The 24,145-nt window shown below is 63.4% G+C and carries 18 protein-coding genes; 15 read left to right on the forward strand and 3 right to left on the reverse strand.

From position 1 onward, the window contains the following. Nucleotides 1-192 precede the first annotated feature (192 nt). Nucleotides 193-1,599, forward strand: coding sequence for a replication initiation protein (locus NCR38_RS29865; RefSeq protein WP_061119531.1), 1,407 nt, complete (start codon nt 193-195; stop codon nt 1,597-1,599). Between the two features lie 53 nt (nt 1,600-1,652). On the opposite strand, the gene NCR38_RS29870 is transcribed toward NCR38_RS29865, so the two are convergent. Together NCR38_RS29870 and NCR38_RS34230 are read right to left on the reverse strand one after the other, a co-directional pair. After that, complete coding sequence (locus NCR38_RS29870; protein ID WP_409219315.1) at nt 1,653-2,918, reverse strand: YbfB/YjiJ family MFS transporter; 1,266 nt, start codon at nt 2,916-2,918, stop codon at nt 1,653-1,655. Nucleotides 2,919-3,086: 168 nt separating this feature from the next. Further along, a complete protein-coding gene (locus NCR38_RS34230) occupies nt 3,087-3,212 on the reverse strand; it encodes a hypothetical protein (RefSeq protein WP_284502442.1) in 126 nt (41 codons plus the stop codon). Nucleotides 3,213-3,366: 154 nt separating this feature from the next. Between NCR38_RS34230 and NCR38_RS29875 the strand changes: the two genes are divergently transcribed. From NCR38_RS29875 to asnB, 7 genes are all read left to right on the forward strand, one after another. Beyond that, nucleotides 3,367-5,481 (forward strand): phosphocholine-specific phospholipase C, encoded by a 2,115-nt coding sequence (locus tag NCR38_RS29875; protein ID WP_061119532.1) that lies wholly within the window; start codon nt 3,367-3,369, stop codon nt 5,479-5,481. A 304-nt stretch (nt 5,482-5,785) separates the two neighbouring features. After that, nucleotides 5,786-6,214: an NUDIX domain-containing protein gene (locus NCR38_RS29880; RefSeq protein ID WP_250478075.1), complete on the forward strand. Its 429-nt coding sequence runs from the start codon at nt 5,786-5,788 to the stop codon at nt 6,212-6,214. A 204-nt stretch (nt 6,215-6,418) separates the two neighbouring features. Beyond that, nucleotides 6,419-6,547: a hypothetical protein gene (locus NCR38_RS34235; RefSeq protein WP_284502443.1), complete on the forward strand. Its 129-nt coding sequence runs from the start codon at nt 6,419-6,421 to the stop codon at nt 6,545-6,547. A 464-nt stretch (nt 6,548-7,011) separates the two neighbouring features. Further along, nucleotides 7,012-7,200 carry a hypothetical protein gene (locus NCR38_RS29885; RefSeq protein ID WP_143756365.1) on the forward strand — a complete coding sequence of 63 codons (189 nt, stop codon included), beginning with the start codon at nt 7,012-7,014 and terminating at the stop codon, nt 7,198-7,200. A gap of 331 nt (nt 7,201-7,531) precedes the next feature. Next, entirely contained in the window at nt 7,532-8,890 is a 1,359-nt protein-coding gene (locus tag NCR38_RS29890; protein ID WP_061119533.1) for a hypothetical protein, read from the forward strand. A 271-nt stretch (nt 8,891-9,161) separates the two neighbouring features. Next, nucleotides 9,162-10,295 carry a glycosyltransferase gene (locus NCR38_RS29895; protein WP_061119534.1) on the forward strand — a complete coding sequence of 378 codons (1,134 nt, stop codon included), beginning with the start codon at nt 9,162-9,164 and terminating at the stop codon, nt 10,293-10,295. A gap of 46 nt (nt 10,296-10,341) precedes the next feature. Continuing rightward, a complete protein-coding gene (asnB, locus tag NCR38_RS29900) occupies nt 10,342-12,363 on the forward strand; it encodes an asparagine synthase (glutamine-hydrolyzing) (protein WP_250478076.1) in 2,022 nt (673 codons plus the stop codon). A 496-nt stretch (nt 12,364-12,859) separates the two neighbouring features. Here asnB and NCR38_RS29905 read toward each other — a convergent pair whose 3' ends face one another. Further along, nucleotides 12,860-13,984, reverse strand: coding sequence for a glycosyltransferase (locus NCR38_RS29905; protein WP_061119536.1), 1,125 nt, complete (start codon nt 13,982-13,984; stop codon nt 12,860-12,862). A 781-nt stretch (nt 13,985-14,765) separates the two neighbouring features. Between NCR38_RS29905 and NCR38_RS29910 the strand changes: the two genes are divergently transcribed. From NCR38_RS29910 to NCR38_RS29940, 7 genes are all read left to right on the forward strand, one after another. Next, nucleotides 14,766-17,006, forward strand: coding sequence for a polysaccharide biosynthesis tyrosine autokinase (locus tag NCR38_RS29910; RefSeq protein WP_061119537.1), 2,241 nt, complete (start codon nt 14,766-14,768; stop codon nt 17,004-17,006). Nucleotides 17,007-17,100: 94 nt separating this feature from the next. Next, nucleotides 17,101-18,378, forward strand: a complete 1,278-nt coding sequence (gene tviB, locus NCR38_RS29915; protein ID WP_061119538.1) for a Vi polysaccharide biosynthesis UDP-N-acetylglucosamine C-6 dehydrogenase TviB — start codon at nt 17,101-17,103, stop codon at nt 18,376-18,378. A 117-nt stretch (nt 18,379-18,495) separates the two neighbouring features. Further along, on the forward strand, nt 18,496-19,707 hold the full coding sequence (locus NCR38_RS29920; RefSeq protein WP_061119585.1) for a glycosyltransferase family 4 protein: 1,212 nt from the start codon (nt 18,496-18,498) through the stop codon (nt 19,705-19,707). Then, nucleotides 19,700-20,773 (forward strand): SDR family oxidoreductase, encoded by a 1,074-nt coding sequence (locus NCR38_RS29925; RefSeq protein ID WP_061119539.1) that lies wholly within the window; start codon nt 19,700-19,702, stop codon nt 20,771-20,773. Before NCR38_RS29920 ends, NCR38_RS29925 begins: the two co-directional genes overlap by 8 nt. Next, nucleotides 20,770-21,939 (forward strand): glycosyltransferase family 4 protein, encoded by a 1,170-nt coding sequence (locus NCR38_RS29930; protein WP_061119540.1) that lies wholly within the window; start codon nt 20,770-20,772, stop codon nt 21,937-21,939. Before NCR38_RS29925 ends, NCR38_RS29930 begins: the two co-directional genes overlap by 4 nt. Before the next feature lie 10 nt (nt 21,940-21,949). Then, nucleotides 21,950-23,113 carry a glycosyltransferase family 4 protein gene (locus NCR38_RS29935; RefSeq protein WP_061119541.1) on the forward strand — a complete coding sequence of 388 codons (1,164 nt, stop codon included), beginning with the start codon at nt 21,950-21,952 and terminating at the stop codon, nt 23,111-23,113. Then, the gene (locus NCR38_RS29940) at nt 23,113-24,132 is read left to right on the forward strand and encodes a hypothetical protein (protein WP_061119542.1); all 1,020 of its coding nucleotides are present in this window, start codon (nt 23,113-23,115) and stop codon (nt 24,130-24,132) included. Before NCR38_RS29935 ends, NCR38_RS29940 begins: the two co-directional genes overlap by 1 nt. Nucleotides 24,133-24,145: the final 13 nt, after the last annotated feature.

The raw sequence follows: 24,145 nt of genomic DNA on the forward strand, positions 1-24,145 counted from the left end.
TTTGTGCTGGATGCTCCGCAAATTGGGCTCATGGGAGCGGAAATTGTGTCGACCGGGGCGGAAATTGTGATCGAGTCCAGCGATCGGGGCGGTTTTTGTGCGGCTAGGCTCGTGAATCGCGCGGGGTGGTTTTTGTGTTGACACCCCTTGCTCGCCTGATAGAGTGCCGGGGATCGAAGCCGAATCGGAAGCATGGAAAACCAAGACCTCACTGTCACGCCGAAGCAGTTGGCACTGGACATCTACGAAGACATGTCCGCGCAAGGCTCGGCGATCTGCGAATCGACACGGGACATTGGTTTCCTGCGCAACAACATCTTCACGCGGGTCGGCGGCTTGGGCATTGCCGCGCGGCGCGTGCTCGATGCGGCGTACTTCATCGTCGCGACCAAAGCACCTGAAGAGCTCATCGACGACAAGGTGTACACGTTCACGGCCGACATCAACTACTTCAAATGGTTGATGCGGTATGACAGCCGCAACCACAGCCATCTGATCGCCCAGATGCGATCTGCGGCGCGGGCTCGTGTCGAAATCATGACGGCCCCGTCGATCGAAGAACTGACCGAAAAGGACTCGTGGGGCACCATCAGTCTGCTGGGTGATTGCTACATCGAGCGCAACGTCGTTTGCATCCTGCTTGCGGGACGCGTCATCAAGTATCTGATCAGTCCGTACAAGGCGCACTGGCTGAGCCTGCGGGCATCGACGGCGTTTTCGCTTTCGCTCGCCCGGGCAATCTACGACCGCCTCATCCCATGCGAAGGCCACGGCGTGACCGAGTGGTTCGCATTCGAAGACGTGCTGGAGTGGCCGGGAAAGGTCGGCGAGTCGCGCAAGGAAGTGAAAGAGTTCAAGAAGCGCTTCCTCGAGCCCGCGATCGACCAGCTCAACGATGTCTCGGATTTCGATGTCAGCTGGGAGCCCAATGCCGAACGCGTTACCGCGGACAAGCTGAAAATCCGGTTTCGCTTCACGAAGAAGCAGGGCGCGGATGCCGCCCGCGCCGGCATTCAGGATTCGATGTATCTCCTGTTGCACAACGAGTTCGCCTTCGATACGCCCGACTTCGAGCGCCTCGCCAAGCGCCGCGACGTCTGGACCGACGAGCGGCTCGAGCAGGCCATCGAATACACGCGTTTCAAGCTCAACGAGGGCAAGGTGACGGTCAGTCCCCGCGGCTATCTGTTCAAGGCGCTGGAGGGAAACTACCGGATCGGCGATGCGGATCGAAAGATGGCGTCGATCAAGGCGAAGCAACTCGAGGACGACAAGAAAGACCGCCGTTCGCGCGATACGGTGAAGGCGCACCTCGAAGCCAGCATCCAGGTCCAGAACGACACGGCGAAGGCCAAGATGAGCGAAGAGATCCGGGCCGGCCGCGAGTATTTCGAATCGGTCGACGCTCCGTCGCGCAAGGAGCTTTGCCATTCGTTCGTAAGCCAGTTGATTCCGCAGCGGCTCATCGAGAAACAGGGTCTTTCACGCGAAAGCGTCAGCGCCGACAACATTCTCACCGTCAATCGCGTGGTCGCCGATGCGTTCTGTGCGCATGTCTACGCGAAGCTGAAGAAGGCGCGCGCGGGCAGCCGGATCTGATTCGTACGAGGCGCTGCGAGATGATCCGCAATTCGTAGTATCCAACTACCCCGTCATCCAGGCCGCTTCAGCGGTTTCTGACAACCCGCGAGCACCGCGCCCGCCGCCAGCACGAGCGCGGAATAAACGAGGCCGCGCGTCAGCCCCGCGCTATCCGACACCCGCCCGATCACCACCGGCCCGACGATCTGCCCCAGCGCGAACACGATCGTGAATGCGTTGATGCCGGTCGGCCACTGATTCGCGGGCAGATTGTGCCGCACGAATGCCGTCGTCGACGCCACCGCCGACAGGAACGTCGCACCGAACAGCGTGCCCGAAATGAATGCCGCCAACGGATGCACGAGCATCGCGGGGATGAGCGTCGCCGCGGCGAGCAGCCCGTTGAGGATCGCCAGCGCCTGGCCGCCGCGCATGCGATCGAGTAGCCCGGACCACATCCGCGCCGATACCACCGTCGCTACACCCAGAAGGATATAGAAGCCGCTCACCACAGCCGCGCTCATGCCCGCGTTGCGAAGCAGGGCGACGATGAACGTCATGTAGCCGATATAGCCGATGCCGAAGCAGCCATATCCGGCGAGCGCGAGCGCGAAACGCCGCCGTTGCACAGGTGCGCCGGACACGGCATCCGTGCCGTGGCGCGCCGACGAAAGCGGATGCGCGGATTCGATCCGCCGCGCGGCCCAGACCGCGACGCCGGAAAAAGCGGCGCAGGCGGCGGCGAGCGCGAACCACGCGAAGCGCCAGCCGTGCGCAACGGGCAAGACCGCGACCGGAACGAGCAGCGACGAAATCACGATTCCCCAGCCCGTGCCGCCGTAGTAGAGGCCGATCACGAGCCCCGCATCGCGCGGAGACATCGATGCGAGCCGGGCGGCCAGCACACCGCCGCTCACGAAGATGAGCGCGCTGCCGATGCCTGTCGCGACGCGCAGCACGAGCAGGGCGTCGGTAGCGGTCGTTGCGCCGCTCGCCGCCATCAGCAAAGCGGTGAGCGCGCAACCAGCGATGAACAGCGTGCGTGACGCGACGCGCATCGACAATCGGGAGAACGCGAGCGCGCCGAGCAGATAGCCGAACGCGTTCGCCGTATTCATCGCGCCGGCCTGGGCGAAGTTCCACGCGAGGTCGAGCCGCATCGGCGGCAGAAGGAGCGCGTATGAAAAGCGCGCGAGCCCGAGCGCGATGGCGCTCCCGAGCGACAACGCCACCGCGAGCAAGAGCGCGTGTCTGCGATCGGCCTCGTAGACGATCGCGCGGGAAGGGGCTGGGCTGTTCTCGCGAAGGTCTGCGCTCGCATCGTCACGCTGTCTCACGCTCTTGTCGTCCTATGGATGGCGATTCGTCTTGTCATGTCGTCGGTCTGCCGGCCTATGGTATCGCGGACCGGTCACATTGCTTACACACGTCATGGCTAAGCTTCGCTGCGCTGTATGGATCTGCGCGACCCTGCCGGAGAACCCGATGTCGATCGTCTCGTGCCGCTACGTGAGCGTGGCCTGTTTCGCCGTATGCGTCAGCGCAATCGTTTGCGGATGCAGCAAGCCGGACGCGGATTCGCCGTCACCGGTCGCCGTCATGCGCAGCGAGCCGTCCGAAACAGCCGCCACGAGCGAGCTTCAGGACTGGGCGAAGCAGGCGACAGGAGGCGCATCCGCTCAAGCCGCGCGACCCGCCATGGCACGGGCCGCATCGGAGCCGCTCGCAACACCGGTGATGCACACAGTGGACTAACCTTTCCTATTCACTTCCCCCGCGAAACGAATGAAAAACAAGAACCGTCGTGACTTTCTGCGCGCGGCCGTCGAGGCCGCAGGCGCGACCGCCGCACTCAACGTGATGCCGCTCGGCATTCGCCAGGCGCTCGCGATTCCCGCGAACAACCGTCATGGATCGATCGAGGACATCGAGCATATCGTCGTGCTCATGCAGGAAAACCGGTCGTTCGATCATTACTTCGGCACCTTGCGCGGCGTGCGCGGTTTCGGTGACAAGAGCGCGGTGACGCTGCCGAATGGCAAGCCCGTTTTCAACCAGCCGATCGCGGCCGGCGCGGGCGAAGTGCTGCCGTTTCATCCCGGCGCGTCGAACCTCGGCCTGCAGTTCCTGCAGGATTTGCCGCACGACTGGGTGAGCGGGCAGGGCGCATTCCACGGCGGTCTGTACGATCAGTGGGTGCCGTTCAAGGGCACGACGACGATGGCGTACCTGCAACGCGACGACATCCCGTTCCACTATCAGCTCGCCGACGCCTTCACGATCTGCGACGCCTATCACTGCTCGACGAACACATCGACCGATCCGAACCGCTACTACATGTGGACGGGCTACCTGGGCAACGACGGCGCGGGCGGCGGTCCGGTCGTCGACAACGCGGAAGCCGGCTACGGCTGGTCCACGTTCCCCGAAGTGCTCGAACGCGCGGGCATCTCCTGGAAGATCTATCAGGACATCGGCGCCGGGCTCGACGCGAAAAACGCGTGGGGCTGGACTGACGACGCGTACATCGGCAACTACGGCGACAACTCGCTGCTCTACTTCACGCAATATCAGAACGCGCAGCCGGGCAGTCCGCTGTACGAAAAGGCGCGTCGCGGCACGAACGCGGCCGCCGGCGACGACTACTTCGCGATTCTGAAGCGGGATGTGCAAGCCGGCACGCTGCCGCAGGTCTCGTGGATCGTCGCCCCGGAAGCGTTCTCCGAGCATCCGAACTGGCCCGCGAACTATGGCGCCTGGTACGTCGATCAGGTCTTGCAGGTGCTCACGTCGAATCCGGATGTGTGGAGCAAGACGGCGCTTCTCATCAACTACGACGAAAACGACGGTTTCTTCGACCATCTCGTTCCGCCTTTCCCGCCGACTTCGAGCGCAAACGGACTTTCGACCGTCGATACGGGCGGCGAGATCTTTCCGGGCACCGCGAAATATGCGAGCGGCCCGTATGGACTCGGCGCGCGCGTGCCGATGCTCGTCGTGTCGCCGTGGTCGAAAGGCGGCTGGGTGTGCTCCGAAACCTTCGACCACACGTCGGTGATCCGCTTCATCCAGAAGCGCTTCGGCCGCGCGCACGGCCTGGCCGAACCGAACATCTCGCCGTGGCGCCGCGCGATTTGCGGCGATCTCACATCCGCGTTCGACTTCCGCAATCCGAACACCGCGACGCCCACGCTGCCCGCCACGAGCGGCTACGTTCCGCCCGACAAGCTGCGGCATCCAGACTACGTGCCTGTTCCGCCCGTCGCGCAGGCGATCCCGAAGCAGGAGCCGGGCGTTCGCGCCGCGCGCGCGTTGCCTTACGAACTGTTCGTGCGAACGCGCGCGGATGCGTCGAAGGACACCGTCTCGTTCGATTTCGTCAACACGGGCAGCGCGGGCGCGGTATTTCTGCTCTATCGCAACGCGAGCGCGGACGCGCCGCGCACCTACACGGTCGAAGCGCGCAAGCGTCTCGCGGACCGCGTCGCGGCGAATCCGGACGGCAGCTTCGATTTCGTCGTGCACGGCCCGAACGGCTTTCTCCGGCGGATCGCCGGCAAGGCGGGCGCGCAGTCGCACGGCTGGTGGTCGCGCGAGCAGGCCGCGCCCGATGTCGCGGAAGGTTACGACGTCGCCAACGGCAATCTGCAATTGCGGCTCGCGAATCGCGGAACGGCCGCGTGCACCTTCAGCGTGACCAATGCGTACGATCCCTCGAAGACGATCACGCGACGCGTGCGGGGCGGCGACACCGAGCAGGTCTACCTCGATTTGCGCGAAGCGCACGGCTGGTACGACGTCGAAGTCAAGGTCGACACCGATCGCGCATTCTTGCGCCGCCTCGCCGGTCACGTCGAGACCGGCCGCGACAGCATGAGCGATCCCGCGCTCGGGGAATGATCTCGATCGCAAGAATGACTTCCTTATCGCAGTAGGCAACGCCGACCAGCGAACTCTCATGCCCAACCCCGCGCATGCGGGACTTTTTTCCGATCGCGGCTCGTCGTGCAGCGCACATACGTGGGACATCACGCATTGCGAAGCGCGACGAACCCTGTGAAGATCGAGCGTGCACGCCAGTTCACGCTTGAGCTCGACGCGACGGTGAAATCAAAATGGCACGCCGCGCGTCGTATCGCACCATCGAATCCAACAACGAATTGGGGTGCAACACGGAGAGACGGGGATGAGAGAACGAGCAACAGTGCTGCTGGTTCGTCACCAGTCAGTACTGCTGGTCCGGGAACGCGGCGGACCGTGGTTGCTGCCGGGCGGCGCGGTGGCATTCGACGAACTGACGATTATTGCGGCGATCCGAGCGCTGCACGAAGACACCGGGGTGCAGGCGAGCGCCGCCGCTTTTCTGTTTCAGCAGGCATCGGCGCATCATCTGCATCATGTCTTTCGCATCGCGATACCGGACGACGTCCATCTGCGGCCGAAAGCCGGAGCCAGATTCCATGAGCTATTTTGGGTGGAGGCGCATCAGCTCGCGCATGTCAGCGCGACTCCGGGCACCCGGGCGATCCTGACGCGCGCAATGGGCGGCGGCCGTGAGTCCACGCGGCACGCGTGGAGCAACGGTGGGGTGGAGCAGGAGGCCGCGGCCGGTTTTGGGAGGCGCGGCCGCTAAGTCGCTTCGGCTTGTTTCCAGCTAACTGTATTTCTTGTCTGCGCAAACCACGCAGGCGCGTACTTCGCTGCGAAATGAATACTTTTTCGGCGACGTTGGGCCTATGCTACCGTTTGAACGGTTGCGGGCGCTCGAGCGAAGGTCGAGCGCCCGCACCTGCCATTGAGCAACGGAAGCATTCGCCCCTGATTGGCGGAGGAAACCATGAAGCTCGTCAGCATGTTTGCCGGAACCGTCGGATTCGTGGCCGTCGTCGGCCTTTCCTTATTGGCCGTTGCGGACATTCTCTTGACGCCATCCGACAAACCCGCAGAGAAAGAACGGCTCGCGTAACACGGCGCTTTCTTTCAGACCGCCGAATGACCGTTTAATTGTCGGTCAAATCGATGAGCCGGCTGTCCATGAAACGTCGAATTTCAGTTGAAGGCATTCGAATGCGAAATGCTGTCTTTCTATAACCAGACGACAGTGATAATGAGCGATGCATCATAATTCCATTATCGCGGACGCCCTTTGCTCCGGCGGCGCGACGATGCCAGGCCCGGCGGGGCAAGGGCCAAGTGCCGCCGGGCGCGGCGCGCGTCGACGGTCGATCGAACAGACCTGCTTTCACCCCTTTGTTCAGGGATTTGCGCGCGTCGGATGCATCCGAAAATCATGCCTACAGTTCGCATGCCGGAAATCGGCGAATTTGAGATGTGATATAATCGTCGATAAATCAAAGTTCATTCGGTCAAAACTTTCAGTCACGGGTTTTATCAAATGCTTGATTCAACGCGTATGAGCGCGGAGGAAGCATGTCAGTAGTCGGTGTCATAGGCGCAATTGTTTTTTTCGCAATAATCGGTCTTGCATTGCTGGCCGTGATCGAAATTATCTTTTCGCCTTTTGCCAAACATAAGGCAAATGAAACGAGCAAGCACGGCCACAAGCGGCCGACCTGGTATCGCAGGCGCGAAGTCGCCGTGCGCCGCGACGAGCCCTGATCGACGCCAAATTTTCCTGATCCGCCAACAGCTTAGCGTACCCTCCCGAGCCGGCTGACACAGCCGCCACCAGCCTGCCGATCATGAAGCAGTGCCATATTTTCGGCACATCCGTTCAAATCCCTCGCATTAATTAGCTCTCGCAACTGTGCGATAACGCACCGCACGCGCTTTCCCCAGACTCTAGTCTTTCTTCGCCGGCACACGCATGAAATGGACTGTTCATCATTTCAAAAGCGCCGGACCACAACACATATAAAGACAGTTAAGCGTTTAGCTAAAGACCTGCATCGGGTCGACTGGCGAATGGCTGCTGTCTGAGGGAAAAGAAATGGCGCAACCCGCATATCCTTCCGTGCTTGAATGGTGGACGCGCGTCGAAAAGCGGCTCTATGGTGACTCGGACGAGACTCCGCAGAGCCGCTCTCTTGTCCGTGCACCGATCATGGTCTTGTACGACGGCTGTGAGAACATCGAAGCGCTGTGGAAAGCGCTGCTCCAATGCCGAACGCCGCATATCCAGGTTGTTTGGAAGTCGCCCGAGTCGGACGAAATGCGTCTGCTGGCGGAGTCGTATGTCGCGATACCGGAGAAGCTCTTCTTCCTGAAGTCGCTTCAGACGAGCCTGCGGCGTGTCGCCGTTCTCGTCGGGCGGGCGCAGAAGCGTCTGGAGTCCGCTTCGTCGCCGCGTGACTTTCCGCTCGTCAAGGCGAAGGCGCAGCCGGCGCGACTTTCGGCTCTCACGTCGGCGTGCTTCGCGTTGCGGCATCTCGGCCGCAAGGTGCTGAATCAGCCGCTCAAGCTGCTGGTGCAGCGCGGACACTGGGTGCTGGCGTACCGTCGCACCGACACGCCCTCCGAGTTGCGCGCGGGGAGCAGTGTCGACGGTGACGAAAGCCGCAACTGGGTCACGCTTCCCGGCATGACGTCGCAATTTCACGCCGACCCGTTCCTCTGGCGCGGCAAGAACGGCGACTACCATCTGTTCTTCGAGAGCCTTCCCTACGACACGAACCGCGGGACGATCAGCCATATTGCGTTCGATCCGGTCAAGCAGACATGGCAGGAGACGCCGCGCGTCGTGCTCGACAAGAGCTATCACCTGTCGTACCCGTTTCTCTTCGAGCACGAAGGCGAGGTCTTCATGATTCCGGAGACCTGCGGCAATCGCACGATCGAGATGTATCGGGCCGCTTCATTCCCGACCGACTGGGCGCTGCACAAGGTGATCATGCGCGATGTCGTCGCCGCCGATACGACGCTCCATCACGACGGCAAGACCTGGTGGATGTTCACGAGCATCACCGAAGAGGGCGGATCGAACTGGGACGAACTGTCGATCTTCTATTCGGATAGCCCGTTCGGCGAATGGACCGCGCATCCGATGAACCCGGTCGTCTCCGACTGCCGTCTCGCCCGCATGGCCGGCAACCTGTTCAAGGACGCGCAGAACCGCCTGATTCGTCCCGCGCAGAATTGCGAGCGCGAATATGGCGCCGCGCTGACGTTCCGCGAGATCACCGAACTCACGACCACGACGTATGCCGAGCGGACCGTGTCGATTCGCACGCCGCCGCGCGGCCACCAGGGACTTCACACGTGGAATGCAGTCGGCGGGATCACCGTCATCGATCTGAAGACGCAGCTTCGCAAGTGGAATCCCTGGCGCGGGCCGATGAGGCGCGCATGACGCGACAGGCGCCCGTCGGCGGCTGCGCACGGGCAAGAGAACCGGCGTGTGGCACGTCGCACAGTGCGTGCCACGGCGCCGGCTTACATTGGTGATTCATCGGAGACTGGAAGCCGCATCGCGCGTTTGTCTTTAGCGCGCGTCACGCAGGTCCTCCGGCGAGGCAGCCCATCGCCATAAAACACCCGTCACAGCACCAGCATCTCCGCCAGCGGCGCGCGCGTCGGTTGCCTGGGGACGGGCCCATCGTAGAAAAACGGCAGCCGGGACCATGAAGCTTCTCCATGTCATCGTTGCGCTCAATGCGGACGGCGCTGAACGCATGCTCCAGCGACTCATCGAGTCGCACATCGAAGATCCGCGGTTTCGTCACGTCGTCTGCTCGCTCACGACGACCGGCAAGGTCGGTGAGGAACTTGCCGCTCGCGGCATCGACGTGCATAGCCTCGGCATGCGTTCGCCGCTCGGCTTTCCGCGCGCGCTGTGGCAACTCGTGAAACTGATTCGCGCAGTACGCCCCGACATCATTCAGACGTGGATGTATCACGCCGACTTTCTCGGCGGACTCGCGGGACGGCTCGCGGCGCACAAGCGCATCGTCTGGGGCGTGCGCACCACCGACGTCAGATCGGGCGGCTCGCGCGTGACCGTGCTGCTGCGCAAGGTCTGCGCGTGGCTGTCGTACTCCGTGCCGCAGGCGATCGTGTGCGCGGCCGAGGCATCGCGCCGGGCGCACGTATTGGTCGGCTATGACGCGAGCCGCATGATGGTCGTGCCGAACGGATTCGATGTCGCACGCCTTGCCGCGACGCCCGAGCAACGCGCCGCGATCCGCCAGCAATGCGGATTCGGCGATGGCACGGTCGTCGTCGGCATCCTGGGGCGTTTCCATCCGGTGAAGGATCATCAGAATTTCGTGCGCGCGGCAGGCATCCTGGCCGCGCGCCATCCCGACGTGCGTTTCATGATGGTCGGGCGCGATCTCGACGCGAACAATCGCGAGCTCGCCGACTGGATCGCGCAGACGGGATTCGCGTCGCGCTTCGTGCTGCTCGGCGAGCGGCGCGACGTGCCCGCGTGCCTGTCGGCGATGGACGTGTTCTGCCTTTCGTCGCGCACGGAGGGCTTTCCGAACGTGGTCGGCGAGGCAATGGCGATGGCGCTGCCATGCGTCGTCACCGATGTCGGCGATGCGGCCATGCTCGTCGCCAATACGGGCGTGGTTGTCGCGAAGGAAAACACCGACGCGCTCGCGGCCGGACTGTCCCGCGTCGTCGACATGACACCCGACGAGCGCATCCGTCTCGGCCAGATGGCGAAAGCGCGCATCCATGCCGAATTCACGATGATGCGCGCGCGCGAGCGTTTCGAAGATATCTACCTGCGGCTCGTCGAAGAAAAGTGAGCATCGCATAAGCGTGGCCTCTGGCCGCAACTGAAGGAGAACGAACATGTGCGGTATCGTCGGCTTTCTGGGTGGTCGCGGCATCGGCCCGGGCGACTCGAAGACAACGGTCAGGAAGATGGCGCTCGCCATCGCCTATCGCGGACCCGACGACGCGGGCGAGTGGACCGATGATCTGCGCGGCATCGCGCTCGGCCATCGCCGGCTGGCGATTCAGGATCTCTCGTCGGCGGGGCATCAGCCGATGTCATCGGGCAGCGGCCGTTATGTCATCGTCTTCAATGGCGAGATCTATAACCATCTCGATCTGCGCGATGAGCTCGAGGACACGCAGCGCGCGCCTGTCTGGCGCGGAAGTTCGGATACCGAAACATTGATGGCCGGCTTCGATGCGTGGGGCATTCAGGCGACCATCGAACGCGCGGTCGGCATGTTCGCGTTCGCCGTGTGGGACCGGCAGGAATGCCAGCTCACGCTCGCGCGCGACCGGATCGGCGAAAAACCCCTTTACTACGGCTGGCAGGGACAGGGCGAAGAAGCCGCGTTCGTGTTCGGCTCCGAGCTCAAGGGGCTGCGCGAGCATCCCGCGTTCGAGAACAACGTCGATCGCGGCGCGCTGACGCTGCAGATCCGTCACGGTTGCGTGCCGGCGCCGTATTCCATCTTCGAAGGCATCTACAAGCTTGAACCGGGCAAGATGCTCACCGTGTCGCTCGAACGGCGTGAGCCGCGCATCTGGCCGTACTGGTCCGGCGTCGAGGCGGCCGTCAACGGTGCGGCACGCGGCTTCGCGGGCAGCCCGGAGGACGCCGTCGACGAACTCGAGCACCTGCTGAGCGATGCGATCCGCCAGCAGATGCTCTCCGACGTGCCGCTCGGCGCGTTCCTCTCGGGCGGCGTGGACTCGTCGACCATCGTCGCGCTGATGCAGAAGCAATCGTCGCGTCCGGTGAAGACGTTCACGATCGGCTTCAACGAAAGCGACTTCGACGAAGCGAAGCTCGCGAAGGCCGTCTCGGCGCATCTCGGCACCGACCATACGGAGTTGTACGTGACGGCGCGTGAGGCGCTCGACGTCATTCCGCGTCTGCCCGAACTCTACGACGAACCGTTCGCCGATTCGTCGCAGATACCGACGTTCCTCGTGTCGCAGCTCGCCAGGCAACACGTGACGGTCTCGCTGTCCGGCGACGCCGGCGACGAGCTCTTCTGCGGCTATCAGCGCTACCGGACCGCACCCGACATGTGGGACAAGATGACGGTGCTGCCAGCGGCGCTGCGCAAGCTGGCGGCATCGGGCATCGTCGGGATATCGCCGAAGCGCTGGAACAGCATGGCGGGGCTGATGGAACCGATTCTGCCGTCGTCGCTGCGCGGCGTGAAAGTCGGCGACAAGCTGCACAAGGGCGCGCAACTGCTGTCGTGCCAGTCGCGCGACGAGGTTTATCTGCACCTGATGTCGCAATGGAACGACCCGGCCGCGCTCGTGATCGGCGGTCACCAGCCGCCGACGCTGATGACCGGCAACGCGCCGGCCTTCACCGGCCTCGACGACGTGCAGCGCATGATGGCGCTCGACATGATCACCTATCTGCCCGACGACATTCTCACGAAGGTCGATCGCGCCGCGATGGGCGTCTCGCTCGAAACGCGCGTGCCGTTCCTCGATCATCGTGTCGTGGAGTTCGCGTGGCGCCTGCCGCAGTCGATGAAGGTGCGCGACGGACAAACCAAATGGGCGCTGCGCCAGGTGCTTTATCGTCATGTGCCGCGCGCGATGATCGAGCGGCCCAAGCAGGGCTTCGGCGTGCCGATCACGCACTGGCTGCGCGGCGAGCTGCGCGACTGGGCCGAAGCGCTGCTCGACGCATCGCGGCTGCGTCGCGAGGGCTTCTTCGATCCGACGATCGTGCGGGCGAAATGGCAGCAGCATCTGTCGGGCGAGCAGAACTGGCACCGGCAGTTGTGGAACGTGCTGATGTTCCAGCAGTGGCTCGAGCATCAGCATGCTTCGTCGATCCCGCTGTTCACGTCGCCTGCGGCCGATCTCGCTGGCATGGAGAGCTGATATCGTTGCGCGGCGCAGGCGCGCCGCCCGTGACGACATCCATGACGAAAGGCCCTGGTCTACCGGACCAGGGCCTTTTGCCTGGGCGCACACGCCTGCGATCTTCTCCCGGTTTCATGATGGGCAAATATGGGCAGGCGTAGCCGATGCGCTGCCGATTACGGCATCGGCACGGGCGTCTCCTTGCGCGCACACGCCCGCGATCGACGCGCCTGATTCTCCCCGTTTCATCAAGGGCGAACATGGGCAGGGCGTGGTTACGCCATCGCCGAATCTGTCAGGCCCCGGCCGGATGACGAACGGCCTTTTGTTCGTGCGCGAACGCCTGCGATCGACGCGCCCGATTCCCCCGTTTCCCGTTGAGAGAATCCACGAAGAGCGTGGTCGACGCTCGGCTCACGAGGGCACCGCCAAAGCAAAAGGCCCCGGTCTGATCGACCAGGGCCTTTCGTCTTTCTGCCATTCTCCGGCGCGCCTCGCGCCCGGAATTGCACGCCTACTTGTGATGCTGCTCGGGAACGGCGCGGGGAACGACGGGCTGTCTGCTGCCCACCAGCCAGCGCGGCGTCTTGAACCGGACGATCGCGGTGTACAGCCAGACATACGCGACGGCGAACACGACCGCGGTCACCGCGAGCACCACCGGGTTGTGCCAGAAGAGCGAGGCCGGCACGATGCCGATCATGCTCAGCACCCACAGATACGGCGACGTCCGCGCGTTTCTGCGCTGACGCTGACGCGGGTCGGAGCCTTTGCGCACGATACGCTTGAAAATCAGCGTATGCAGGTGGATGCCATCGGGCGCGCCGACCGGCCGGCCGCGCACGATCCTGCGGCGGTAGATCGAGAACAGCGTTTCGAAGAGCGGATAGATCGCCACGACCATGGCATACCACGCGCAGACGCTCGGGTGGCGGGCGACCAGCAGCACGAGCAGCTCCGCGATCGTGAAGCCGATGAAGTACGCACCGCCGTCACCGAGAAAAATCGACGCCGCGGGATAGTTCCAGATCGCAAAGCCGCCGATCGCACCGATCATCGTGAGCGCGGTGCTCATCACGAGCAGGTCGCCGACTTCATGCGCGACATAGCCGATCGAACCGAAGATCAGAATCGCCACGACTGCGGCGAGCCCGTTGAAACCGTCGATGATGTTGACCGCATTGGTGAGGCCCGCGACCGCGAGCACCGTCAGGCCGATCGCGATGGGCGCGACGGAGAGAATCGGATCGACGAGCGGAAGGTCCACGCGGCTGACCACGCCGTTGAGCAGGAACGCGCCCAGGAGCGCCGCGAGCATCGCACTGAGAAGGCGTGCACGAACACTCACGCGCTTGGTCAGATCCTCGATCACGCCACTCGCAAATGCCGGCGCCGCACAGAGCAGCAGCAGCAGGGACTCCTCACGCGGATTACCCCCGAAAATCGCGGCGATGGGAAAGGTCACGCAGGCCGCAACCATCAGCGCGATGCCGCCGATTCTCGGCACCGGATGAGAATGATTCTTTTGAACCCCGTTCAAATCGTGATCCAGGGAAAGCGCCCCGTAGCGTCCCGCGAATCGAACTATAAGTAGCGTCATGCAGAAAGAACTGATGAAGCCAAGCGCAAGGTTTAACATTTTTTTCACTCACGAAGAGGGCGCATCTCTTTTCGAATATCAAAACCCGAAAACGTATGGTAGGTACAACCCCCGCCATTGTCCACGCATTTATGGCGCTTTAATGTGTGAAACCGAGCCTATCGGGATTATATCGGGACTTCCCCCGATTATTCATACAAACCGGCTTTTAAAATCCCGTTAAAACACGATTTTCATATAACGGACTTAAAAAATCGCTTTAGAGAAATCGTGCGTCGTCGGTGCGCAAGCCCACTTTCGGGCGCATTTTCTTCGTGGGGCCGGTACGTTTTGCCGCGGCAAAAGGCCGTCAGGTCGTCTCTACGCCTAGCATAGGCTAAAAGAACCACGGCGGCAGGCGAAAAAATGTCCGCAAATCGAACCCCGGCTAAACCGGCTTTCTTCATAAAATTAGCAGTTCGATTAAAAGCGATTATATGTGCGGTGGCGCGCATACAGCAATACGCGTTGTGATAGCTTCCGATTTGCTCAAATGGCCCGCATACTCAATAAATTCTTAAAAGTGGGTTATAGAACACTCGATCGCGTTGAAAGGTTCGTTAAACAACAAAAATCGTCTGTTGGAATTTCTCTTTTTTTGAGTCGTGTGTTTCAATACGACTGCAATGCCGGGGCGGGATTTTAACGGCTCCGAATGTCGACCTGAATTCAAGAATAAGGAAATAGTGTTTGCGCCCCTTTGGGCGCGCTGCAAGTGTTTCGATCCGCATCCGGTGCGCATGTCGCGCCGGTCCCATAAGAGCCTGTAACGAGACGTTCCATGAAAGTTAAAAATCAGGCGTCAGCCGTAACGGCCGAGACCGACAAAGAGATCGAGCTCACGTCGATTCTCGAAACGCTGGGCCGTCACTGGAAGATGATCGCGACGACCGTGGCGGTCGTCTTCAGCATCGGGGTGGTGTACGCGTATTTCTCCGCGCCGATTTACCAGGCCGGCATGCTGGTCCGCGTCGACGACTCGACCGCCGCGCCGCCGACCGATTCACGCGACATGGTAAGAACCGCTGCCGCGATGTTCGACCAGCGGGCGACGGCCGAAGGCGAGATCCAGGTCATCGGCTCCAAGTTCGTGCTCGGACCCGTCGTCGATGCCCTCAAGCTGTATATCCAGGCCGCGCCGCATCGCTTCCCGCTGATCGGCGGGATGGTCGCGCGCATGAACGACGAAACGTCGACGCCGGGTCTCTTCGGCCGTGGCGGCTACGCCTGGGGCGCCGAATCGATCGACGTGTCCGCGTTCGACGTGCCGAAGAAGTTCGAAGGCAAGGAATACACGCTGCGCTATCTCGGCAACGGCCAGTATCAGGTTCGCGGTCCGGGCGTCGAAACGGGCGTCGGCGGCCAGGTCGGCACCGTGCAGCGCTTCGACACGGAAGCGGGCCCGATCTCGCTGCTCGTCGGCTTCATTCACGGCGAGAAGGGCGTCGAATTCGATCTCACGCGTAATTCGCGCACGTCCGCCATCGACCGGCTGCAGAACTCGCTGACGATCGCCGAGCAGGGCAACAAGTCGGGCGTGATCAGCACGTCGCTGGAAGGCAAGGATCCGGTGCTCGTGGCGGCGATCATCAACGAACTCTCGCAGATGTACGTCCGGCAAAACGCCGATCGCCGCGGGATCAACGCCGCGAAGTCGCTCGAGTATCTCGAGCAGCAGTTGCCCGACGCGAAACGTCAGATGGAAACGGCCGAGGACAACTACAACGCCTATCGCAACAGCCGCACGCTGTTCAATCCGGACGAAGAAGGCCGCATCGTCATGCAGCAGGCTTCGCAGGCGGACGCCCAGTTGCTCGACCTGAAGCGCCGCCGTTCGGACCTGGCAGTTCACTTCTCGCCGTCGCATCCGAGCGTGGTGGTGATCGACCAGCAGATTGCGGCGACCGAGAAGTACATCAACGACCTCGCAGCGCGCGTCAAGGCGATGCCGGCAGCCGAGCAGGGCGCGCTTCGCCTGCAACGCGACGTGCGCGTGAGCACCGATGTGTATTCGGCGTTGCGCAACAACATCGAAACGATGCGCCTGATCAGGGCCGGCCGCGTGCCGACCGTGGAACTGCTCGACCGCGCCGAAGTGCCCGAGCGTCCCGTCAAGCCGGTCAAGGCGCTGGTGCTCGTGATCGCAGCAGGCCTCGGACTCTTCATCGGCATCGTGCTCGCCTTCGCTCGCGACTTCCTGTTCAAGGGCGTGCTCGACCCGAAGGAACTGGAATCGAAGACGGGTCTTTCGGTATTCGCGACGATTCCGGACAGCGAACGCCAGAAGGAACTCGCGAAGCGCATCGCCGACAAGCGGCCCGAACAGCTCGCGCTCGCCTCGCGTTACCCGACGGACCCGGCCGTGGAAGGCCTGCGCATGATGCGCTCCTCCCTCCACTACGCGTTGATGGATGCGCCGAACAACGTCGTGATGCTGGCGGGCCCGCTGCCGGGTATCGGCAAGTCGTTCGTGTCGGCGAATCTCGCGACGCTGCTCGCGGCCGGCGGCAAGCGCGTGCTGCTCGTCGATTGCGACCTGCGCCGCGGCCACCTGAACCAGTACTTCGGCCTGCCGCGCGGCAAGGGGCTCGTCGATATCGTCAACGGCTCCAGCACGCTCGAAGAGACCGTGCATCGCTCGGTGCTGAACAACCTCGACTTCGTGCAGTGCGGCTTCTATCCGCCGGACCCGGCCGAGCTGCTCCTGTCGAACGCGTTCACGGAATCGGTGAGCCGCGCATCGGAGCAATACGACATCGTGCTGCTCGACGCGCCGGCGATCCTGGCGGTGTCCGACACGGCGATCATGGCGCCCGTCGCGGGTTCGATCTTCCTGGTCGCGCGTTATGGGGATACGCGCTCCGGGGAAATCTCGGAGTCCGTGAAGCGGCTTGAACAGTCGGGCGCAAGCGTCACCGGCGTACTGCTCAACGGCTTCAAGGTGCATTACGGCAACTACGCCCAGGCGCGTCAGTACGGCGGCTACGCCTACGCTGCCTACAAGGCCGAGAAGGCTGACTAGAGGCTGACTCATCCGGCATGCGCTCCTGCCGGACCCCGAATCAAAAAGTAGTACTAAACAAACGTCCTGAGTCGTATAACGAGGAGAAGTGAATATGTTCTCGCCGCATGAGTTGAAACTCGGCATCGTGGGCCTGGGCTATGTCGGCCTGCCGCTCGCCGTTGAATTTGGAAAGCGTCATCCCGTCGTGGGCTTCGATATCAACCGCGCGCGCATCAACGCGCTGCGCGAAGGCCGCGACGTGACGCTCGAAGTCGACGATGCCGAGCTGGCCTCCGCGACGTTCATGCAATACAGCGCCGAAGTCGAAGACTTGCGCAGCTGCACCGTCTTCATCGCCACCGTGCCGACGCCGATCGATCACTACAAGCGTCCGGACCTCTCGCCGCTGATCGGTGCATCGACGACCATCGGCAGCGTGCTGAAGAAGGGCGATGTCGTCATTTATGAATCGACGGTTTATCCCGGCGCGACCGAGGAAGAATGCGTGCCCGTGCTCGAGAAGATGTCGGGCCTGAAATTCAACGAGGACTTCTTCGTCGGCTACAGCCCGGAGCGGATCAACCCGGGCGACAAGTCGCACCGTCTGCCGGACATCAAGAAGGTCACGTCCGGCTCGACGCCCGAAGTGGCCGACTTCGTCGACGAGCTGTATCGCGGCATCATTACCGCGGGCACGCACAAGGCGAGCAGCATCCGCGTCGCCGAGGCGGCCAAGGTGATCGAGAACACGCAGCGCGACGTCAACATCGCGCTCATCAATGAACTCTCGATCATCTTCAACAAGATGAATATCGATACCGAATCCGTGCTGCTCGCGGCCGGCACGAAGTGGAACTTCATCCCGTTCCGCCCGGGCCTCGTCGGCGGCCACTGCATCGGCGTAGACCCGTACTACCTGACGCACAAGGCGCAGGCGATCGGCTACCACCCGGAGATCATTCTCGCGGGGCGGCGTCTGAACGACAGCATGGGCAATTACGTCGTCTCGCAACTCGTGAAGACGATGACCAAGCGCGATATCGCCATCTCCGGTGCGCGCGTGCTCATCATGGGCCTCACCTTCAAGGAAAACTGCCCGGACCTGCGCAATACGCGCGTGGTCGACATCATCGCCGACCTCAAGGAATACGGCGTCCAGGTCGATGTGTACGACCCGTGGGTGTCGAAGGAAGAGTCGCGGCACGAGTACGGCATCGATCCGATCGAGCAGCCGGCCAAGGGCGCGTACGACGCGATCGTGCTCGCCGTCGCGCACCAGCAGTTCGCCGAAGAAGGCGCGGAAGGCATCCACGCATACGGCAAGGCGAAGCACGTGCTGTGCGACCTCAAGTACATCCTGCCGCTCGAGTCGAGCGACATGCGTCTCTGAGGCTCGGTGGCATCGGCGTGACTGCCGATGCAGGCCGTCGCACAACATCGCCGCGGTTCGGCCCTCGACATTCGGGGGTTGCCCGCGGCGATGTCAACCGGACGTTCGGAGTTCGCAATGAAGATGCCCAAGGTAGTTCTGTACGCCAACACCGATTGGTATCTATATAACTTTCGCCTTTCGTTCGCTCGCAGACTGCGCGATGCGGGTTTCGAAGTCATTCTGTTGTCACCCGACGGCGAGTACGGCCCGAAGCTGCGCGATCTCGGTTTTCGCTGGCACGCGGTGCCGATGAACCGTCGCAGCCTGAATCCGCTTCGCGAACTGGCGCTCGTGCTGTGGCTCGCGCGCTTCTTCCAGCGCGAAAAGCCGCAGCTCGTGCACGGCTTCACGATCAAGAGCGCGGTGTACGGCTCGTTCGCGAGCAAGCTCGCCGGCGTCCCCGCGCGCGTGAACGCGGTCGCGGGCATGGGCTACGTCTTCACGAGCCGCGACCTCAAGGCGCGTATCCTGAAGCCGGTCGTGCGCCAGGTGATGCGCACGGCGCTGAACGGCCGCGACAGCATTCTCGTCCTGCAGAATCCGGACGACATCAAGCTGTTCGAGGCCGCGCGCATCGTCGAGACGCAGGGGATCCGCCTCATCAAGGGATCGGGGGTCGATCTGACGCGCTTCAAGGTGCGCGAGGAATCGGCCGAAGACGCGGGCAAGCCGCTGCGCATCCTGCTGGCGGCGCGGCTCGTGTGGGACAAGGGTATCGAGGAATACGTCGAGGCGGCGCGCATGTTGCGGCGCGAGAATCGCACCGTGCGCTTCCTTCTCGCGGGCTCGCCCGATGACGGGAATCCGGCGTCGGTGAGCACGGCGATGGTGCAGGGCTGGGTGAAGGAAGGGCTCGTCGAATGGCTCGGCCATGTGAGCGACATGCCGAAACTCTTCACCGAAGTGGATGTAATGGTGCTGCCGAGCTATCGCGAAGGCTTGCCGAAAGCGCTGATCGAAGCCGCCGGCTGCGCGCTGCCGCTCATCACGACCGATGCGCCGGGCTGCCGCGAAGTGGTCAGCGAGTCGGGTGTGGATGGCTTGCAGGTGCCGGTGCGCGACGCCCGCGCGCTCGCCGACGCGATTCGCCAGCTCGACGACGACCGCGCGCTCGCGAGAAAGCTCGGCCTCGCCGCGCGGGAAAAGGCACTGAAGAATTTCGACGAACGCATCGTCATCGAGAAGACGCTGGCCGTGTATCGCGAGCTGGTGCCCTCGATCGCGATCGAAGGCGAGCGCCGCGAACATGCCGCGCCCGTCGGTAATCTTGGAGACTTTCATGTCTGATCGTTACGAATCGATCCGCCAGCAACTGACGCGCGCTCCGCGCAAGTGGCTGATCACCGGCGTGGCCGGGTTCATCGGCTCGAACCTGCTCGAAGCGCTTCTCAAGCTCGACCAGGAAGTCGTCGGGCTCGACAACTTCGCGACGGGCCATCAGCGCAATCTGGACGAAGTGCGCTCGCTCGTGAGCCCCGCGCAATGGAACCGTTTCAGCTTCATCGAGGGCGACATCCGCAATCTCGACGATTGCCGCGCCGCGGTGAAGGGCGCCGCCCACGTGCTGCACGAAGCCGCGCTCGGCTCGGTGCCGCGTTCCGTGAACGATCCGATCACGACGCACGAAGTCAACATCAGCGGCTTTCTGAACATGCTCGTCGCCGCGCGCGACGCGAAGGTGGAGAGCTTTACCTACGCGGCGTCGAGCTCGACGTATGGCGATCATCCGGGCTTGCCCAAAGTCGAGGATCGTATCGGCCAGCCGCTGTCGCCGTACGCGGTGACGAAATACGCGAACGAGCTGTACGCATCGGTGTTTGCGCGCACGTATGGCCTGAACGCCATCGGCCTGCGTTACTTCAATGTCTTCGGCAAGCGTCAGGACCCGGACGGCGCGTATGCGGCCGTGATTCCGAAGTGGACGGCCGCGCTCATCGACGACGAGCAGGTGACCATCAACGGCGACGGCGAAACGAGCCGCGACTTCTGCTTTATCGATAACGTCGTGCAGATGAACATCCTCGCGGCGCTGTCCGACGCGGCGGCGCGCAACCAGGTCTACAACGTCGCGGTCGGCGATCGCACGACGCTCAATCAGCTGTACGACGCGCTGAAGCGCGTGCTCGCCGAGAACGGCGTGCCGAACGACGGCAGCCCGGTGTACGCGCCGTTCCGCGCCGGCGACGTGCGCCATTCGCAGGCCAACGTCGACAAGGCCGCGCAGTTGCTGGGCTACGCGAACGCCATTGCGCTTGCGGACGGGCTCGCGATCGCGATGCCGTGGTACATCCGCTTCCTTTCCGAGCGGCGGCTCGTGCCGGCGGAAGCCGACATGGCGGCGAGGCCCGCATGAAGATCGTCGTTTTCATCTACTCGATGCACGGCGGCGGCGCGGAGCGCGTCACCGCCAATCTCGCGAACGAGTGGGCGGCGCTCGGCTGGGAAGTGACCGTCGTCACGCTGACGGCCGGTGAGGGCGACGTCTATCCGTTCCATCCGCGCGTGAAGCGCATCGAGCTCGGACTCGCGGGCGGCGTCGAAGGCGGCGGCATGCTGCGAACGGTGATGGCGAACCTGAAGCGCGTCCTCGCCTTCCGCAAGGTGCTGCGTGAGACGAAGCCGACGGTTGCGCTCGGCGTCATGGCGACCGCCAACGTGCTCGCCGTTCTCGCGGGCATCGGCCTGCCCTACAAGATCATCGCGAGCGAGCACACGCATCCGCCGCGCGCACCGCTCACGCCGTTCTGGGAGCGTCTGCGGCTGCTGACGTACCGCTTCGCGGACAAGGTCGTCGCGCTCACCGACGAAACCCGCGAATGGATCGAAACGCATTGCCGTTGCACCGACGTCAAGGTGATTCCGCCGCCGTTCACGCTGCCGATCGCGCGGACGAATCCGGTCATCGAGCCGCGCAGCGTCGTCGGTGACGAGCGCCGCGTGTTGCTCGCGGTCGGACGGCTGTCGCCTGAAAAGGGCTTCGACAGTCTCATCGACGCGTTCAGGAAAATCGCCGGCGCGCTGCCGCAATGGGATCTCGTGATCGTCGGGGAAGGCCTGGCGCGCGCGAGTCTCGAGCGGCGCCTAGAGGAGGCAAGGCTGCGCGGCCGCGTGTTCCTGCCGGGCCGCGCCGGCAACGTGGCGGACTGGTACGAGCGCGCGGATCTCTACGTGCTGAGCTCGCACTTCGAAGGCTTCTCGATGACGCTCGTCGAAGCGATGGCGAGCGGCTGCGCGGCCGTCAGCTACGACTGCGATTCCGGCCCGCGCGTGATCGTCACGCACGGCACGAACGGCCTGCTCGTGAATCCGGTGGGCGATGCGGCCGCGCTCGCGAAGTCGCTCGAAACGCTGATGAGGGACGACGCCGAGCGTCATCGCATGGCGTTGTGCGCGACATCGGTCAACGAGACCTTCGCGCTGCCGAAGACCATCGCGCTGTGGCAGGAAGTGTTCGAAGAGTCCGGCGTGAAGGTTCCGCGGCGCGCGGCGGACCTGCGCGTTCCCGTTGCCGAGCGATGAGGAGCCGCCCATGAAAATCATGCTCGTCGTCAGTTCGATGGGAAGCGGCGGCGCCGAGCGCGTCGCGGCTTCGCTCGTCAATGCGTGGGCGCAACGCGGCGACACCGTGACGCTCGTCATCACGTACAGCGGCCGCGGCGCGTGCTTCTATCCGCTCGCGGAGAACGTGCGCTGCATCTTTCTCGCCGATCGCGTGAAGGCCGGCGCGCGCATGCTGCAATATCCCGCGCGGTTCCGCGCATTGCGCGCGCTCATCCGCGAGAGCGCGCCGGATGTCGTCGTGTCGTTTCTCTCGAACGTGAACATCACGACGATTCTCGCCACCCGCGGGCTCGGCGTTCCGGTGATCGCGTGCGAGCACATCGACCCTTCCGCCGATGGCCGCTCGCAGCTCATGAGCCAGATGTGCCGCTTCGTCTATCCGAGCGCGGATCTGCTCACGCTGCTCACGGACAACATGGAGGCATCGTTCAGGAAGATGGTGCCGCGCGTGAAGCGCATCGAGGTGGTGCCCAATCCGCTGCCGGACGAACTATTGCTGTTGCAGCCCGAGACCGTCGAGAAGAGTGCGCGCAAGCGGCTCGTCGCGGTGGGGCGTCTGAACACGCAGAAGCAGTTCGACTTGCTGATCGACGTGTTCGCGACGCTCGCGCCCGAGTTTCCAGACTGGGACTTGTGGATCTGGGGCGAAGGCCCGGAGCGCGCGGCGCTCGAAGCGCAGGTCGCCCGCTTGCAGATGGGCGAGCGCGTGCTGATGCCGGGCAAGACTACGAGTCCCTGGGAAGAAATGGCGCGCTCGGACGCGTTCGTGCTGTCGTCGCGCTATGAAGGCTTGCCGATGGCGATGCTCGAAGGCATGGCGCTCGGACTGGCGACCGTCGCGTTCGACTGCAAGAGCGGCCCGCGCGAACTGACGCGCGACGGTGAGGACGGCGTGCTCGTGCCGCCCGGCGACAAGTCCGCGCTCATCGATGCGCTGCGGCGCGTGATGTCGGACGACGCGCTGCGCGCCGAGCTCGGACGCAAGGCGGCGGCCTCGGTGCGGCAACGCTATTCGTCGCCGGCCATCCTGCGCCAGTGGGACGCCATCTTCGCGCAGCTCGGCGCGCGCACGCGTGGCGACGAAGGCAAGAGCACGGCGTATCCGCGCACCATCACGGGAGAAAAAGCGTAATGGTCGACAGGCGACGCGTGATCCACTCGCTGCTGATGGGCGCCGTCGCCGGTGGATCGGGTGCGCTCGGCCTCGGCGCGCGCGCGGCCGGACGGCGCGATGTCGTCACCGACAAGTCGTTCGGCGTCAAGGGCGATGGCAAGACCAATGACCGCGCCGCGCTGCAAACGGCCATCGACCGGTCCGTCGACCAGACGCTCCTGATCACGGGCAAGTGCCGCATCGACGAAAAGGGTCTCGATCTGCGCCGCGACAGTCACGTGCGATTCGCGCCGGGCGCGTCGATCAAGCTGCTGCCGCACGACACGTCGTTCTATTCGATGTTTCGCATCTGGGACGTGAACAACGTGCTCGTCGAAAACGCGGTGCTGGACGGCAGCAAGGAGTTGAACGCCGCGAAGCCCGAGCTGCGCGAAAACGGCCACGGCATGGGTTTTTCCATCGCCGGCAGCACGGAGGTCACGCTCGTCTCGCCGAAGACGGTCGGGTGCTGGGGCGACGGCATCTATATCGCCAACAGCTACAACGTGCCGTTCAAGTACAGCAGCGGCATCCGCGTGGTGAATCATCATGCGGACCGCTGCCGCCGGCAGGGCCTCTCGATCATCAGCGGGCGCAATATCGTGTTCGAGAATCCGCTGTGGGAGAACATCGGCGGCACGCAGCCGGAGGCGGGCATGGATGCGGAGCCGAACAGCAACGCGGACATTCTCGAGAACATCCGCATCGTCAATCCGACGACGCGCAAGTGCCGCTACGGGATCATCGTGTGGCTGGAAGAGATCGTGGGGCCGATGCCCAAGCATGTCGATATCGGCATCACGAATCATCGCGACGAAGGCGCGAGCGATGCGGCGTTCGCCGTGTCGTCGCTCAAGCTGAAAGGACGAAAGGTGTCCGGGCAGATCGCGAGCCACTCGCCGACGTGGGTCAGCCCGAGGCTTGCCACCGTCGAGAGCATCGATTACGACAAGGCGGGACCGAAGATCGTCGTCACCAACCTGAGGCTCGTGCCATGACAGCCGCGCCCAC

Source organism: Caballeronia sp. INML1, from assembly GCF_023631085.1.
GTDB lineage: Bacteria > Pseudomonadota > Gammaproteobacteria > Burkholderiales > Burkholderiaceae > Caballeronia > Caballeronia turbans.

Coding starts and splice junctions, on each gene's coding strand:
- NCR38_RS29865 (WP_061119531.1), top strand. CDS start 193: ATGGAAAACCAAGACCTCACTGTCACGCCGAAGCAGTTGGCACTGGAC.
- NCR38_RS29875 (WP_061119532.1), top strand. CDS start 3,367: ATGAAAAACAAGAACCGTCGTGACTTTCTGCGCGCGGCCGTCGAGGCC.
- NCR38_RS34235 (WP_284502443.1), top strand. CDS start 6,419: ATGAAGCTCGTCAGCATGTTTGCCGGAACCGTCGGATTCGTGGCCGTC.
- NCR38_RS29885 (WP_143756365.1), top strand. CDS start 7,012: ATGTCAGTAGTCGGTGTCATAGGCGCAATTGTTTTTTTCGCAATAATC.
- NCR38_RS29890 (WP_061119533.1), top strand. CDS start 7,532: ATGGCGCAACCCGCATATCCTTCCGTGCTTGAATGGTGGACGCGCGTC.
- NCR38_RS29895 (WP_061119534.1), top strand. CDS start 9,162: ATGAAGCTTCTCCATGTCATCGTTGCGCTCAATGCGGACGGCGCTGAA.
- asnB (WP_250478076.1), top strand. CDS start 10,342: ATGTGCGGTATCGTCGGCTTTCTGGGTGGTCGCGGCATCGGCCCGGGC.
- NCR38_RS29905 (WP_061119536.1), bottom strand. CDS start 13,984: ATGTTAAACCTTGCGCTTGGCTTCATCAGTTCTTTCTGCATGACGCTA.
- NCR38_RS29910 (WP_061119537.1), top strand. CDS start 14,766: ATGAAAGTTAAAAATCAGGCGTCAGCCGTAACGGCCGAGACCGACAAA.
- tviB (WP_061119538.1), top strand. CDS start 17,101: ATGTTCTCGCCGCATGAGTTGAAACTCGGCATCGTGGGCCTGGGCTAT.
- NCR38_RS29920 (WP_061119585.1), top strand. CDS start 18,496: ATGAAGATGCCCAAGGTAGTTCTGTACGCCAACACCGATTGGTATCTA.
- NCR38_RS29925 (WP_061119539.1), top strand. CDS start 19,700: ATGTCTGATCGTTACGAATCGATCCGCCAGCAACTGACGCGCGCTCCG.
- NCR38_RS29930 (WP_061119540.1), top strand. CDS start 20,770: ATGAAGATCGTCGTTTTCATCTACTCGATGCACGGCGGCGGCGCGGAG.
- NCR38_RS29935 (WP_061119541.1), top strand. CDS start 21,950: ATGAAAATCATGCTCGTCGTCAGTTCGATGGGAAGCGGCGGCGCCGAG.
- NCR38_RS29940 (WP_061119542.1), top strand. CDS start 23,113: ATGGTCGACAGGCGACGCGTGATCCACTCGCTGCTGATGGGCGCCGTC.